We start from the raw sequence: 14,451 nt of genomic DNA, 5'->3' as shown, positions 1-14,451 counted from the left end.
CAATTAACTTTTGGCATTATTTTTGGCAAGATGGAAGTATGAACGAACGTGCCGGCAAATTTGCCCTTCCTCAGGATTTGATTGATACCGATGCGCTGACCGACGCATATTACACTCTCGAACCGGATCCGGAAAACCCGGCGCAGAAAGTTGTGTTCGGTACTTCCGGGCACCGCGGCAGTGCTTTCGATTCCGCGTTCAACGAGGCACACATCGTCGCCATTACGCAGGCGATTGCAGACTACAGAAAATCGCAGGGAACGGACGGTCCGCTCTACATCGGCAGAGATTCCCACGCCCTGTCCGAACCGGCGCAGAGAACAGCTGTTGAAGTACTGGTGGCAAACGGGGTGGAAGTGCGCATAGATGCCCGCGATTCATGGACGCCCACTCCCGCCGTGTCTCTGGCTGTTTTAACCGCAAACGGCGCCGGGACCACAGCGGGCGTACGCACGAAAGGTCCCGGTCTGGCTGACGGAATCGTGGTCACGCCTTCCCACAATCCTCCGCGCGACGGAGGCTTCAAATACAATCCTCCCCACGGCGGCCCGGCGGATACCGATGCCACGCAGGTGATCGCCGAGCGGGCAAACCGGATTCTGCGCGAAGGATGGAAGTCCGTGCCCCGGGTGCCGTATGAGAAAGCCAAGTCTTCGGATCTTGTGCGCGGCCACGACTATCTCTCGGCATATGTGGAGGATTTGGCTTCCGTGATCGATTTTGACGCAATCCGCAATGCCGGAGTGCGGATCGGCGCAGATCCGATGGGCGGCGCCTCGGCTCTCTACTGGAGTGCCATCGGGGAACGTTACGGCCTGGATCTGACGGTCGTAAATACCGTTGTCGATCCCACCTGGCGTTTTATGACGCTGGACTGGGACGGAAAAATCAGAATGGACTGCTCCTCCCCCTATGCGATGGCTTCCCTGCTGCACAGAATGCAGCCGGACGGTGAAGGGCGTTTCCCCTTCGATATTGCCACGGGAAACGACGCCGATTCGGACCGTCACGGAATTGTGACACCGGACGCCGGGCTGATGAATCCAAACCATTATCTGGCAGCGGCGATTCAGTATCTGTTTACCCACCGTCCGCAGTGGCATACGGATTATGTGGGGAAGACTCTTGTGTCTTCGTCCCTGATTGACCGCGTTGTTGCAGGTATGGGAAAGAAACTGACGGAAGTGCCGGTCGGATTCAAATGGTTCGTTCCCGGTCTTCTCACGGGGACCGCGGGATTCGGAGGAGAAGAGTCGGCGGGAGGTTCTTTCCTGCGTAAAGACGGAACCGTCTGGACAACCGACAAAGACGGTTTGGTGATGAATCTCCTTGCTTCCGAAATTCTTGCCGTAACGGGAAAGACACCTTCGCAGATTCACCGCGAATTAACCGACAGATACGGCGTATCTGCCTATGCGCGGATCGACGCTCCCGCAACAAAGGCGCAGAAAGCCAGGCTTGCCGCGCTGTCCGCTTCTGCCGTAACGGCAACGGAACTGGCGGGAGAGCCTATCGTCTCCCGTCTGGTAAAAGCCCCGGGCAACGGGGCTCCGATCGGCGGTTTGAAAGTCGTTACCGAAAACGCATGGTTTGCCGCACGCCCTTCGGGCACCGAGGACGTATACAAGATCTATGCCGAATCGTTCCTTGGCGAAGAGCATCTGCACCGCGTGCAGGAAGAGGCAAAAAGCGTGGTAGCTGCCGCGCTGGAAGAGTAAACGCCCCTTGGAGGGGGCACACGGCCGGCAGCGGTGCGCCAAATTACGGGCGTTCCGTGCGCAGATAAAGGACTGATATGGCTCTTGCTGATTTTGCCCGCTCTTTGGAAGACGGGATAAATCGCCGCGGAATCGTAAAAAAACGCGCCGACGGCTGGGTACCCGAAATTATCCCCTATGCGGGATACGGCTCTGCCGCCGCCGTAAAAATCATGGCCCGCGCCCTGATGGTGAAACCAAAAAACGCCCCCGCCCGGCTGAACCTGAATTTTCTGCTCCGGCAGGGCAGCAGACTGAACATAGACGCCGTGCGCGATTTTGCCCGGCCGGTAATTCAGCGCGGCGCACAGGCCCAGCGCGGATGGCGGCAGTTTTTTACCACGCAGGTTGGATTTCTGCCCGTTACGGTACGCATCGGAAAGAAAATCATCCACACGCGCACCGACCGCAACGGATACCTTGATTTGCTGGTGGAAGGGCATGGGCTGCAGCCGGGATGGCAGGAAGTAAACATTACTCCCCTGCACGGAAAATGTGTGCCCGCGCCCGTGATGATCGTGCCCGAGAGCGAAACAACGGGAATCGTTTCCGATGTGGACGACACAATTATGGTTACCTGGCTGCCGCGGCCGGCCCTGGCGGCCTGGAATTCTTTTGTGAAACATACCAATACGCGTCAGGCGGTATCGGGAATGGCCGAACTGTATCGGGAAATCCTGGCCAAAAAACCCGACGTGCCGATTTTTTATCTTTCCACGGGCGCATGGAACACCTATTCGACGCTGCTGGAATTTATTTCCGCATACCGCTATCCTGTGGGACCGCTTCTCCTCACCGACTGGGGTCCGACTCCCACGGGACTGTTCCGTTCGGGTTCCGAGCACAAAAAAACGCAGCTGCGTAATCTGCTGATTATGTTTCCCCGGCTGAAATGGATTTTGGTTGGGGACGACGGGCAGCATGACCCGCTGATTTACGACGAATTGGCGCGCGAGCATCCTTCGCGCGTGAAAATAATTATGCTCCGCGAGCTGGGCATGGTGGAGCAGGTACTTTCACACGGAACGCCGGAAGCGACCGAGCCAAGCCGAAACGACTCCGATATAGAACGTCAGGGAACGCTTGTCGTACGCGGAAAAGACGGTTACGCAATCAGGGAGAAACTGCTTGGCGCGGCGCGCGAAATTTTCGCGTAGATCTGCCGCGGCAGGCATTTTATGCGGGTTCGCAGTCCCAGGCGGCCTCGTCTGCGGTGCAGACCGTGTCCGGCACTTCCACTTCCCGTTTTTCCCGGAGCTGTTCCTGCACCCGGTCCGCGGTGGTCTTTACTTTTTCGAATGCCGTTTCGCAAACGGATCCGAATGTGCCGCAGGCGGCACCCTTAACGGCGTCGCGCCCGAATTTAACGGGAGAAGATTCCCATACTTTCGCGGCGGTATTTTTGATTTGCATATAGCGTTTTCTGCCCGCACGGGCTCCCAGCGTATAGGCAGCCATACCGACGGCAATTTTGGAAAACAGACTCATTTTTCTCCTTTGACATTTCTACAATATCAGGTTTTGTCTATTTTTTAATTCTGAGCGAAATTATCATTCCGTAATGGTCGGAATCTCCCCTGCGCACAAATTTACCCTCATATCCGCGGTATTTGGTCTGAGTGTGGATTATTCTGTCGATCGGGGAAGCAAGCAGATTCGGAACGCTGCTCGGCCAGCTTCCCAGACCCCCGATTCCGGCTTCCCGGGCGGCGTCCGCGCACCGGGCGCCGACAATCCGCTGATGGTCGAAAGTTGAATTAAAATCTCCGCCGATAATCAGATTGCTGTCTTTTCCGCACATTGCGTAAACTCCGCTTATCCCTTTTTTCCACACGTCGGTTCGGCCTACGATGGGCGAAACGGGATGCACGCCCACTATTTTCGGGCCCGCGGCGGAAAGAGGACGGGCGCCCACAAGAGATACCCGCGCTTCTTTTGCCCCCGAAAACACACTCCGATAGGGCACATACCGCCCCAGCTGCGGGGAAATAAGCAAAACGGTGGATGCAAAAGCGGGCGTCCATCTGTCGGTATGCGTGTCAAAATACTGAAAACGCAGATTTCGCTCTGCCAGCAGCTTCAGCAGACGCCGTCCGTCGGCAGCGGAGGTTTCCGGCAATACCGCAACATTTACCCCGTTTTCCGCAATTATTTCCGCCAGCCGGGCCGGCGGTGTGGCTCCGCCCTTTGTGTTGTATGTCAAAAACACTATCTGCCCCAAAGAATGGGACGAAGCGGAGGAAGAAATTTTTTCCACTGCGGACATACCGCGTTTCAGCAGCACGGAAAACTGAAATCCGCTGCACAGAAAAAGAATCGCTGCCGCGAGGGCAACAATCAGTTTTCTGATTCTGTTTCTGCACAGCATCCGAAGACAAAGCATTACCGCAGCCAATACGAGAAGCACAACCGCTGTTTCCGCGCGCAGGGCAAGCAGCTGTGCGAAAGGCGGTTCCAAAAGTATTGCCGGGGGGAGAAACAGCGTCGGCGACACCGTGAAAAGCGCGGCCGCCGCCAGAACAAGGGCCGCCGCCAGAAAAATTAACGTCATTTTATCCTCTGTGTTTTCCTTCAGTTTTATCCTAAACCGCCGGAGAAAAAATTTTCGGTAATGGGGCTGTGTCTGTGTGTCTGTTGGTCACATTTTTCCGTGGCGGCATATTTGTCCCCAAAAATGTTTTTCTCCCGGATGATCCGTCCTGCCGGGCGCATCCTTAAAAATGATATATCAGCCTTTACCCGTCGGATATCTACTTTGGAGGAACATTGAAATCAGCTCTGAATTTCGCATCCTTGCGAAAATACGCCGTATTTTTCAGTTTAACCGTCCTGTGCGCCTGCACGTTGTCTTTTACTTCCGTTGCGCCTGCGCACGCAGGTATCCTGGCATCCGATCCGGCACACCGCAACCGTCTCGGATACGCTGTCGGAGCGCATACCGACACCGGAAAATACGAGCTCTGGCTGGGCGTGCAAAGCATGAAAATAGACGGTATGCCCTCGTTTTGCACAGAGATGGAGAAATCTTCCACCTCTGCCGACACTCCGATCCTCAACGTTGCCACACTCACCGCCCCCACGGTAAACCCGGGAGCGGGACTGCGGGTAACAACAGCACAGATGGCATATATTTTGGACAGATATCAAAATACCGCCGACCGAACTGTGATGGCGGCGCTCTCTTATCTTGTACACGGAAATTTTGAACAGCCCACGCGCGGATCACACACTGCGGCGCAGAAAAATGTGAATTGGATGCTGAAACTGGTGCAAAATGACGCTCAGGCGGCAATAATCGACCGCAGGGCGCGTTCTCTTGTCTCGGAGGCCGTCTCCTCCGGCGTTCGCGGCTACAAAAAGGGTGTCGTCTCGGGTGCGGGAATGCGCAGCGGAATGCTCAGCGATATCGGCGTGGTCAACAAAAACGGGGAATACACGGGCGGTATCGCAATGACGGTAACTTTGCACGGGCCGGCCGTCTTTTCCGACTCCGGGAAAAACGTATGGACCGGTATCTCACAGCGCATCCCGTTAAGCTTTGCATGGAAGGCAACCGGGAACGGAACCGTGCACGCAACACTCGCCTATAAAACCGTCCGCAGCACGCTTTCCCTGGTGGAAACAGGTCGGAGCACACAAAAAGTCATCACTTACGGCCTGCGGCCCGCCTCGGACATCGTCGAAACCAAAATTGAGACTCCCACCTGGGAAGTTATTTTCGATTTTCAGCCCGCCGGCGTATCGCAGGCAGCGTTGATCACCGACGACGGGACTTTCACCGACACCTTTGAAGCCGCCGCCGACCCCGGCTACGCACAGGGAAAATGGCTGATCCTAAACGAACAGGCGGCGAAACATTACGGCGTACGGCCGGGAACCGTCCCCGTAACCTACACCGTAACCGCCTACCATACGGGAGATTTGCCCGCGCAGGAAACAGGATCCGTGCCGGCCGGCGCACAGATAATCGGCACACGGAAAATCACTGCTCCGGGGCCCGGAAAACTCACAGCCCGGTTCACGGGAGCCAAACCCGGATTTGCCACCGTGGTGTGGAAAGTGGTCAAATCCGAACAGGGCGCGCTTGGCGAACTGATTCACGCGGACCGGTCCGACAACTACGGCATTCCCGAAGAAACCGTTTCTTCGCGTCACCATGCGGAAATTGATTCCGCGCTGCAGATCAGGGAAACAAAATCGGGCACATACCTCACCGACGACCTTTTCGTAACGGGGTTTCCCCAAAATCATCAGTCGTTTGCGGGAGATGGGCGCTTTGAACAGGATGGGCAGTATATCCTCCAGGAACTGCTGTTTTTCCCGGAAGGTCTGGATGTACGGGAAGAAAATCGCGCACGCGCGGAAAAAATCGGGCAGCCGCTGCAGATCCCCGCAAAAAACGGATACTATCCCGCTCTCGGATCCACCGAATATCTGGTCCGGAGAGACAGTGGGGGTAAAATTCGGGCAGGCACATATGTTTTCGTTACATCTTTTCCCGGCGACTCGCGCGTAAAACCGTTTGCGTCCAAGGTTACGGATGTAAAAGAACAGTACAGAATATCGTCCAAACCGGAACTGCACACCATTTTAACCCACGGGAAAGGGAAAACAGTGCCCGCCAAAGGCGTGCAGACACTTACCGATCTTGTGTGCCACACCAATCTCCGTGCAGGAGAAGCGTATCGGATAGAAGGCATACTGATGGACAGGGAAACGGAAAAACCCCTTACGGAAAACGGGCAGGAAATCCGGGCCCGGAAGGATTTCACCGCAGCCGGCGCGGCCGGATGTGTTGAAGTGGAATTTTCGCTGCACGCCAATGTATTCGCAGGAAAAACCGCGGTTGCGTTTGAAAAACTGTTTCACGGCGGAAAAGAAACGGCGGCGCACGAAGACATCCGCAATGAAAACCAAAGCGTAAAATTTTCTTTTCTTCCCCGGCTGGAAACGGTCGCATCCGATTCCGCAGACGGAGACAAAACTCTCCCGGCAACGAAAAACGCCGAAATAACCGATCGGGTATGCGAGCGCAACTCCGCTTTGATTCCGGGAGAGACCTATGAAATCCATACCGATGCGGTGGTGGCGGAAAACGGCGGCGAAAAACCGAAGAGCGTGCTTCCCTCCGCGATCAGAACTGTTTTTACTCCGGAAACTGCCGACGGGTGCGCATATATTCCGATCAGATTTGATGCTTCCGGGCTGGCGGGCAGGAAAGTGGTGGTTTTTGAAGATCTTTATCTGCACGGAAAACTGCTTGCCGCGCACCGGGACATAAACGACCGGCAGCAGACCGTATCCTTTTTCCTGCCGCGGGAAAATCCGGGTCCCCGGGAACCGCATCCTCCCGCGCGGCAAAAGAAGCTGGCACAAACGGGCATATTTATCGGGGGAATATCGGCTTTTTGCGGAGCGGCGGTTTCCGGGGGAATGTGTATGCGTTTCCCGCGGCGGAAGAAACGCTGAGTTTTCCGGCCGGCTGATTTTCGGCCGGCCCTGCGGGGGCGGGCGCACCCCACGGCTGCCGGTCCGTAAAACACGGAAGCTAAATTCGGTATTCCCCGCCCGTGTGCAGATCAATAATCCGCTGATTGAGTGAACCGCGAAACGGCAGATCCCGCACAAATTTTTTGCGGATAAACGGACCGTCCACCAGTACGTCGCACAGATTCAGCAGTTCGCGTTTCTCCGGTTCCGCCAGCAGCTGTTCATACAGATACCCGGACCAGATCCATACGGTTTTTTCCTTCCCGAAGCGCTTGCGCACTTTGCGCACCAGGGGAAGCAGAATCGGCGTACTGAGAAACGGTTCCCCGCCCAGCAGGGAAAGACCTGCCACGTAAGGCTGTGCCAAATCGGAGATAATCTGTTCTTCCAACTCCGCCGTGTACTGCCGGCCGTAGCGAAAACTCTGCGCGGCGGCATTGTAGCATCCGGGGCATTTGAACGGACACCCGGAAACGTAGAGCGAACAGCGCACACCTTCCCCGTCCACAAAATTGAACGGTTTATAATCGGCGATGTAGCGGCGGCACAGCTTCTCTCCCCGCCACTCTCCCACATCGGGCTGAGTGATACCGTAAGCATCCTTTTTTGCCATCGTGCTTCACCTCAGCAGTTTGTTAAAACCGAATGCTTAACGCGCAGCTGCTCAGGAAAGATCCATGTGCTTTACCCGCTTGGAAATCTCCACGTGGCGGCCGTGAACCATGGGACGCTTTTGGGGATTGCCCAAATATCCGCAGGTACGCTTTACCACGTCGCAGGTCGCAGGATCTTCATTTCCGCAGTCCGGGCAGCGGAATCCTTCCGCGGTAGGCAGAAACTCGCCGTCAAACCCGCACCTGTAGCAGTGGTCAATCGGCGTATTTGTGCCCAGGTACGCCACACGGTCGTAGGCATAGTCCCAGACCGCCTCCAGCGCCGAAAGATTGTGCACGAGCTTCGGATATTCACAGTAGTGAATAAATCCGCCTGCCGTGTAGGGCGCATACTCGGATTCAAAGGCAATCTTCTCAAACGGCGTAACTTTTTTGCGGATATCGTAGTGGAAAGAATTGGTGTAGTAATCCTTGTCGGTGACGTCGGGAATCATACCGAATTTTTCCTGATCCAAACGGCAGAAACGGTCGGTCAGAGACTCCGACGGAGTGGAGTAAATCGAGAACCAATACGGATAGTCTTTCTTCCACTGTGCCGCGTATTCGTTGAGTTTGCGCATAATGTCGAGCGTAAACTCTTTCGCCTCCCGGTTTTCTTCCCACTGCGCACCGTAAAAACAGGTTGCCGCCTCATACAGACCGATATATCCGATGGAAGCCGTGGCGCGGTGGTTGCGGAAGAACTGCGTGACGCTCTTCTCCCCGTCCTTTGCCCGGATTCCCAAAGCGCCGTACTTGTAAAGTATCGGAGCATTGTCCGGCGTGGCATCCTCGCAGCGGCGGATTCTAAACAGCAGCGCCTCTTTTACAACTTCCATCCGTTCTGCAAAAATCTTCCAGAACCGTTCTTTTTCACCGTGTGCCTCAATGGCGATCCGCGGAATGTTGAGCGTAACCACGCCAAGGTTGTTCCGTCCGGCGTTCACCGCTTCACCCGTTTCGGGATCGACCCATTTCGGAAGGAATGAACGGCAGCCCATGGGGGCTTTGTAATCGCCTTCCAGCTCGGTGAGTTTGTCGTAGGAAAGAATATCCGGATACATTCTTTTTGCCGAACATTCCAAAGCCAGCTGTTTCACATCGTAATTGGGATCCTGCGGATTCAGATTTACGCCCCGGCGCAGACCGAATACCAGTTTCGGGAAAATAGCCGTATGCCGGTCTTTTCCGATTCCCTGAATCCTAACCCGCAAAATCGCTTTCTGTATTTCCCGCTCAAAACGCGATGTTCCCATGCCGAAGCCGAGAGTCACAAACGGGGTCTGCCCGTTCGAGGAGTAGAGCGTATTGATCTCATATTCCAAAGACTGCATCGCGTCATAGATATCTTTTTTCGTTTTTACCCAGGCGTACTCTTCCCTGCGGTCTTCCGCCACCCATTCCCGGGCGTCGGCAAGATGCTTGCGGTAATTGATCTTGGCATAGGGTGCAAGCACTTCGTCCGCACGGTCCACGGAACATCCGCCGTACTGCGAGGAAGCCACATTGGCGATGATCTGCGCAATCTGGGCGGTCGCGGTGTTGATTGAACGCGGGGACTCCACACGGGCGTTTCCGATCTGGAAACCTTCGCGGAGCATCCCGGCAACGTCGATCAGGCAGCAGTTCGTCATCGGCTGGAACGGGTTGTAATCCAGGTCGTGAAAATGGATTTCCCCTTTGATGTGCGCATTGGCCACGGCCCGGGGAAGAATTTTTCGCAGCGCGTATGCCTTTGCCACCGAGCCGGCAGTCAGATCGCGCTGGGTGTTGAAAACGGTTGAATCTTTGTTTGCGTTTTCATTCACCACTGTTTTGTCGCGGCTGAGAAGCTTGCCCACAGAGTGAAGCAGATCCATGCTTTGGTCGCGGATGACGTCACGGTCGTGGCGGTATTCGATATACGCCCGGGCAACCTGCGGATATTCGGAACGCATTAAGAAATTTTCCGTGGCAGTCTGGATTTCTTCGATAGACAGTTCCTTTTCCGGCAGAGCCGCGAGCACCTCACGCACAGCCCGCATCGCGAAAGGATGATCTTCGATGCCCCGGCTGTTTAACGCAAGGTAAACCGCACGGTAAATCTTCGCCGGGTCGAACTGTACCTTCCGTCCGTCCCGTTTCACCACTTCAAGATCTGTAATAACTTTAGAATTAATCAACATATTGCGTCCTATTTTTTTTTAACCACTAGATATAGATTCTAAGGGTATTTTTCAAAAATTAAAACTTCTCCGCACGCGTGTTTTGTGTACTTTTCCGATACACCCCCACACCCATCTTTTCTCTTTTCCGGGAAGGGGAAAACGGCGCAAAAAGAGTGCGGAAAATGTGCCACAATATATGTGTGCCAAAACCGTTTACACCCCAACAGCTCCTGATGCGCGCACAGAGCGTGCCGGATATCACCTACCCGGAAGAGCTCCCCGTCTGTGCAAAACGCGCGGAAATAGCAGAAGCCATCAAACGCAGCCAGGTCGTGATTGTCTCCGGGGAAACGGGATCCGGAAAAACCACTCAGCTGCCCAAAATATGTCTCGAACTCGGACGGGGAATAAACGGACTGATCGGACACACCCAGCCCCGCAGAATCGCGGCACGCGCGGTAGCCGAGAGAATCTCGCGCGAACTGGGCACGCAGACGGGCGGAATTGTCGGATATCAGGTCAGATTCAACGAAACCGTGTCGGAAAATACATTAATCAAACTGATGACAGACGGCATTTTGCTCGCCGAAATCCAATCCGATCCCCTTCTCCTGCGCTACGACACAATTATTATCGACGAAGCCCACGAGCGGTCGCTCAACATCGATTTTCTCCTTGGATATCTGGCAAATCTCCTGCCCAAACGAAAAGATCTGAAACTGATCGTCACTTCCGCAACCATCGACTCGCAAAAATTTGCGGCCCATTTCGGCCTGCACCGCTACGGCGGCACGGCCGGGAGCAAAGCACCGGTTATCAACGTCACAGGACGCACATATCCGGTGGAAATACGCTACCGCCCGCCGGAAAACGGGTATCTGCCGGATGACGGCGCTGCGGAAACGCAAACGGAGAAACACGGTGCGGCCGATCAGATAAGCGGAATTCTGGAAGCCGCACGCGAGCTGTTCACCGCATCACAGGGAGATATCCTCGTTTTTCTCTCCGGCGAGGGAGAGATACGCGAAACCGAAAAAGCTTTTCGCGACGCCCTGAAAACACGCTATATTCCCCCGGGCGGCACATCCGACATCCCCGGGGCGGTCGAAGTTCTTCCGCTGTTTTCCCGTCTTTCCTCCGCCGAACAGCACCGGATTTTTTCACACCCCAAACACCGGCGGATAATACTTTCCACGAACATTGCCGAAACATCGCTCACAGTCCCCGGAATCCGATGCGTAATTGATCCCGGAACCGCCAGAATCTCGCGTTTTTCCAACAAAACAAAAGTCCAGCGTCTTCCGATAGAGCCGATTTCCCAAGCCTCCGCAAACCAGCGTTCGGGAAGATGCGGACGTGTGGCGGACGGAATTGCCATCCGTCTCTATTCCGAACAGGATTTTCTTTCGCGCCCGGCGTTCACGGAACCGGAAATTCTGCGCACATCGCTCTCATCCGTTATTTTGCGGATGACGGCTCTGAATCTGGGAGACGCAAAGCACTTCCCGTTCATAGATCCGCCCGATACGCGCGCAGTACGTGCGGGAACACAGCTCCTGGAAGAAATAGGAGCGATAAAAACAGACACAGACGGAAAGCTGCGTCTGACACGGACCGGGAAGTCTCTGGCCGGGCTGCCCATCGATCCGCGGCTGGGCAAAATGCTGCTCTCTGCCGGGGAAAACGGATGCGCCGGCGAAGTACTGATTCTGGTTGCGGCGATGAGCGTGCAGGATATGCGCGAGCGCCCGGCAGAATTTAAGGCACAGGCGGATGCCCTTCATGCCCGGTTCACCGATAAAAACTCGGACTTCCTGGCTTATCTGAATCTGTGGCGATATCTGCGTGTGCAGCAGCGGGAACTCTCGGGTGCCGCTTTCCGCCGGATGTGCAAAGCCGAATATCTGCATTTTCTGCGGTTTCGGGAATGGCAGGACGTCGTCACCCAGCTGAAACAGGCTGCAAAGCAGCTTGGAATCCATCTGAAACCGATCACGCTTCCCACACCGGCACAGCTGCGCGGCGCAGCCGCGGAAGATACCGACAATACGCAGCACCGGGATGTGATCCGGGCGGTGAAAAACGTGGGGGAATACTCCGATGCGCCGGCGGCAGACGCAATTCACCGTTCCCTGCTGACCGGTCTGCTGTCCAATATCGGGCACCGCGACGAACGCAAACACGACTACGGCGGAGCGCGCGGCACGCATTTCGTGATCTGGCCCGGATCCGGTCTGTATAAACACAGCCCGGAGTGGGTAATTGCCGCGGAATTGGTGGAGACATCCCGTCTGTTTGCACGCACAGTGGCAAAAATCGATCCCGCATGGATAGAGAGAGCGGCAAAACATCTGGTAAAACGGAGCTATTCGGAACCGTTTTGGTCTCAGCGCATGGGCGCCGCGATGGTCTGCGAAAAAGTCACTCTGTATGGGATAACTTTGGTTGCGGACCGAAAAACGCTGCTTTCCAAAACGGGAAGCGAACACTGCCGCGAGATTGCCCGCGAACTTTTTATCCGTCATGCGCTTGTGCAAAATCAGTGGCGTACCCACCACAAATTTGCCGCCCACAACAGGGCAGCCCTGGAAAAGGCGCATGAAACGGAAGCCAGAAGGCGCGAATACGCCCTGGTTGCAGACGAAGAAGAGCAATTTTCGTTCTTCGACCGCATAATCCCGGCCCATATCGTTTCCGCACGCCATTTTGACGCCTGGTGGAAGAAAGAACGCGGAAAAAATCCGGATCTGCTGAATTTCACGGAAGAATTTTTATTGGGGGAAAACCGTGCCGCACCGCACGATTTTCCCAACACATGGCATCAGGGCGAAATTACGCTTCCCATCCGTTACGGTTTTAACCCCGGAAAATACGATGACGGGCTCACGATTGAAATCCCCGTCACGCTGCTGGCGCAAATCAAAGACACGGGTTTCGACTGGCTTGTGCCCGGAATGCTGGAGGAACTGACTCTTGGCACTATCCGCGCCCTGCCGAAGCCTGTACGAAAACAGCTGGTACCCGCACCCGATGCGGCACGGCAGATCATGGCATGTCTTCCGCCGTGGGAAGAAGCCGTGCACCGCGACCATATCCCCTTTCGGAAGGCTTTTTCCGACGCTGTTTTCAGGCTGCGGGGAGTAACTGTCGACGATGGGCAGTGGCAGCAGACCAATCTGCCCGAACATCTGAAAATTTCCTTTCTGATCCGTTCGGAAAGGGGAGCCGTGCTGGATCAGGGAGATTCGCTCACCCGGCTGCAGCGTGCCCTTGCCCCGCAGACGCAAAAAGCGGTTTCCTCGGTTGTGTCTTCGGCAGTGGCACACGCGATGGAAGAAAACACCGGCCCGGGCGGCAGCAAAACGCGCAATTCGTCCGCGGCGGAAAAGACGCGCGGCGCAGGGCGCGGCGGGCATCCGGAAACGAAGCCGCAGATCTCCCCCGCAGGAAATCTGACATCATGGAAACAGATACCGAACGGCATTATCCCGGAAGTGCTGGAAACCCCGGGCCCGGGCAATATCTGCGTGCGCGGCTACCCGGCACTGGTTGCCCAAAACACGCAGGAACGTAGAATTTACGGGCAGACACTGCGCCTTCCCACCCGCAAAAGCGGGGTTGCGCTGCAGATTCTGGCCGATGCGCAGCAGCGGCGGCAGGTTCACACAAACGGACTCGTGCTGCTGCTGAAAAACGAACTCGCCCTGCCCGACGGCAGAATAACTTCACGCTGGACGGGTGCGCAGAGCCTGCTTCTGGGAGGATCGCCGTATGCCGATACGGCGGATCTCGTGGCGGATCTGCAGCTGCAGGCGGTGAGAAACACTGCCGCACGCGCGGCAAAGCAGGAAAAAATACAGTTGGGAAACGTGCGCACCGAAAGCGAATACGAATCCCTGCGGAAAATAATTCGGGAAAAAAGCGAAGACGAAACATACCGGCTGGCGCAGATCTGCACACACATTTTCTCCGCACAGGCGGAACTGGAATCGCTTTTGGGGCGCACATCCGCCCCGCTTCTGGCTCCCGTTGCGGGGGAAATCAGGGAACAGATCGCAAACCTTATTTTCCCGGGTTTTATTTTTGCCACACCGGAGGAATATCTGGCGCAGATACCGCGCTATCTGCGCGGGGCATACATCCGACTGGAAAAAGCCGGCGAAAAGCTCTTTGCCGACGACGCCTTTTCTCTGCAGATCAGGGAGACGGAAGATCTGATCTGCGATTTCGGGGAACGGATTGTGCCCGGCGTATGCGACCCGCAGCTTTTGCGGAAACTAACCCGGGCACGGTGGATGCTCGAAGAACTGCGCATTTCTTTATTCGCCCAGCAGTTGGGCACAAAAGGAAAAGTATCCGTGCAGCGGATCCGCAAACTGCTGGAAAGCTGATTTTTCCCATGGC

General features: G+C 55.6%; 8 protein-coding genes. 4 read left to right on the top strand and 4 right to left on the bottom strand.

From position 1 onward, the window contains the following. Nucleotides 1-38 precede the first annotated feature (38 nt). Both pgm and HMPREF1631_RS05460 read left to right on the top strand, forming a co-directional pair. Nucleotides 39-1,718, top strand: a complete 1,680-nt coding sequence (pgm, locus tag HMPREF1631_RS05465) for a phosphoglucomutase (alpha-D-glucose-1,6-bisphosphate-dependent) (protein ID WP_034233184.1) — start codon at nucleotides 39-41, stop codon at nucleotides 1,716-1,718. Nucleotides 1,719-1,795: 77 nt separating this feature from the next. After that, nucleotides 1,796-2,914: an App1 family protein gene (locus HMPREF1631_RS05460; protein WP_034233182.1), complete on the top strand. Its 1,119-nt coding sequence runs from the start codon at nucleotides 1,796-1,798 to the stop codon at nucleotides 2,912-2,914. Between the two features lie 19 nt (nucleotides 2,915-2,933). Here the strand turns inward: HMPREF1631_RS05460 and HMPREF1631_RS05455 are convergent, their stop codons facing one another. Both HMPREF1631_RS05455 and HMPREF1631_RS05450 read right to left on the bottom strand, forming a co-directional pair. Further along, on the bottom strand, nucleotides 2,934-3,245 hold the full coding sequence (locus HMPREF1631_RS05455) for a hypothetical protein (RefSeq protein WP_034233180.1): 312 nt from the start codon (nucleotides 3,243-3,245) through the stop codon (nucleotides 2,934-2,936). 37 nt (nucleotides 3,246-3,282) lie between these two features. Next, complete coding sequence (locus HMPREF1631_RS05450) at nucleotides 3,283-4,308, bottom strand: endonuclease/exonuclease/phosphatase family protein (protein WP_034233178.1); 1,026 nt, start codon at nucleotides 4,306-4,308, stop codon at nucleotides 3,283-3,285. Nucleotides 4,309-4,523: 215 nt separating this feature from the next. Here HMPREF1631_RS05450 and HMPREF1631_RS05445 point away from each other — a divergent pair, with 215 nt between their 5' ends. Next, a complete protein-coding gene (locus tag HMPREF1631_RS05445) occupies nucleotides 4,524-7,226 on the top strand; it encodes a VaFE repeat-containing surface-anchored protein (RefSeq protein WP_034233176.1) in 2,703 nt (900 codons plus the stop codon). Between the two features lie 79 nt (nucleotides 7,227-7,305). On the opposite strand, the gene nrdG is transcribed toward HMPREF1631_RS05445, so the two are convergent. Then, complete coding sequence (gene nrdG / locus HMPREF1631_RS05440) at nucleotides 7,306-7,860, bottom strand: anaerobic ribonucleoside-triphosphate reductase activating protein (protein ID WP_034233174.1); 555 nt, start codon at nucleotides 7,858-7,860, stop codon at nucleotides 7,306-7,308. A gap of 51 nt (nucleotides 7,861-7,911) precedes the next feature. Continuing rightward, complete coding sequence (gene nrdD / locus HMPREF1631_RS05435) at nucleotides 7,912-10,065, bottom strand: anaerobic ribonucleoside-triphosphate reductase (RefSeq protein WP_052047150.1); 2,154 nt, start codon at nucleotides 10,063-10,065, stop codon at nucleotides 7,912-7,914. 182 nt (nucleotides 10,066-10,247) lie between these two features. Here nrdD and hrpA point away from each other — a divergent pair, with 182 nt between their 5' ends. Beyond that, entirely contained in the window at nucleotides 10,248-14,438 is a 4,191-nt protein-coding gene (gene hrpA / locus HMPREF1631_RS05430) for an ATP-dependent RNA helicase HrpA (protein WP_232215445.1), read from the top strand. The last annotated feature ends 13 nt before the right edge of the window (nucleotides 14,439-14,451 follow it).

Origin of the sequence: Arcanobacterium sp. S3PF19, from assembly GCF_000758825.1 — a bacterium.
Taxonomy (GTDB): domain Bacteria; phylum Actinomycetota; class Actinomycetes; order Actinomycetales; family Actinomycetaceae; genus Arcanobacterium_A.
This window is presented reverse-complemented; position numbering and strand designations above follow the sequence as displayed.

What these genes read in the sequence shown, in the direction of transcription:
- pgm (WP_034233184.1), top strand. Translation starts at nt 39, where the DNA reads ATGAACGAACGTGCCGGCAAATTTGCCCTTCCTCAGGATTTGATTGAT.
- HMPREF1631_RS05460 (WP_034233182.1), top strand. Translation starts at nt 1,796, where the DNA reads ATGGCTCTTGCTGATTTTGCCCGCTCTTTGGAAGACGGGATAAATCGC.
- HMPREF1631_RS05455 (WP_034233180.1), bottom strand. Translation starts at nt 3,245, where the DNA reads ATGAGTCTGTTTTCCAAAATTGCCGTCGGTATGGCTGCCTATACGCTG.
- HMPREF1631_RS05450 (WP_034233178.1), bottom strand. Translation starts at nt 4,308, where the DNA reads ATGACGTTAATTTTTCTGGCGGCGGCCCTTGTTCTGGCGGCGGCCGCG.
- nrdG (WP_034233174.1), bottom strand. Translation starts at nt 7,860, where the DNA reads ATGGCAAAAAAGGATGCTTACGGTATCACTCAGCCCGATGTGGGAGAG.
- nrdD (WP_052047150.1), bottom strand. Translation starts at nt 10,065, where the DNA reads ATGTTGATTAATTCTAAAGTTATTACAGATCTTGAAGTGGTGAAACGG.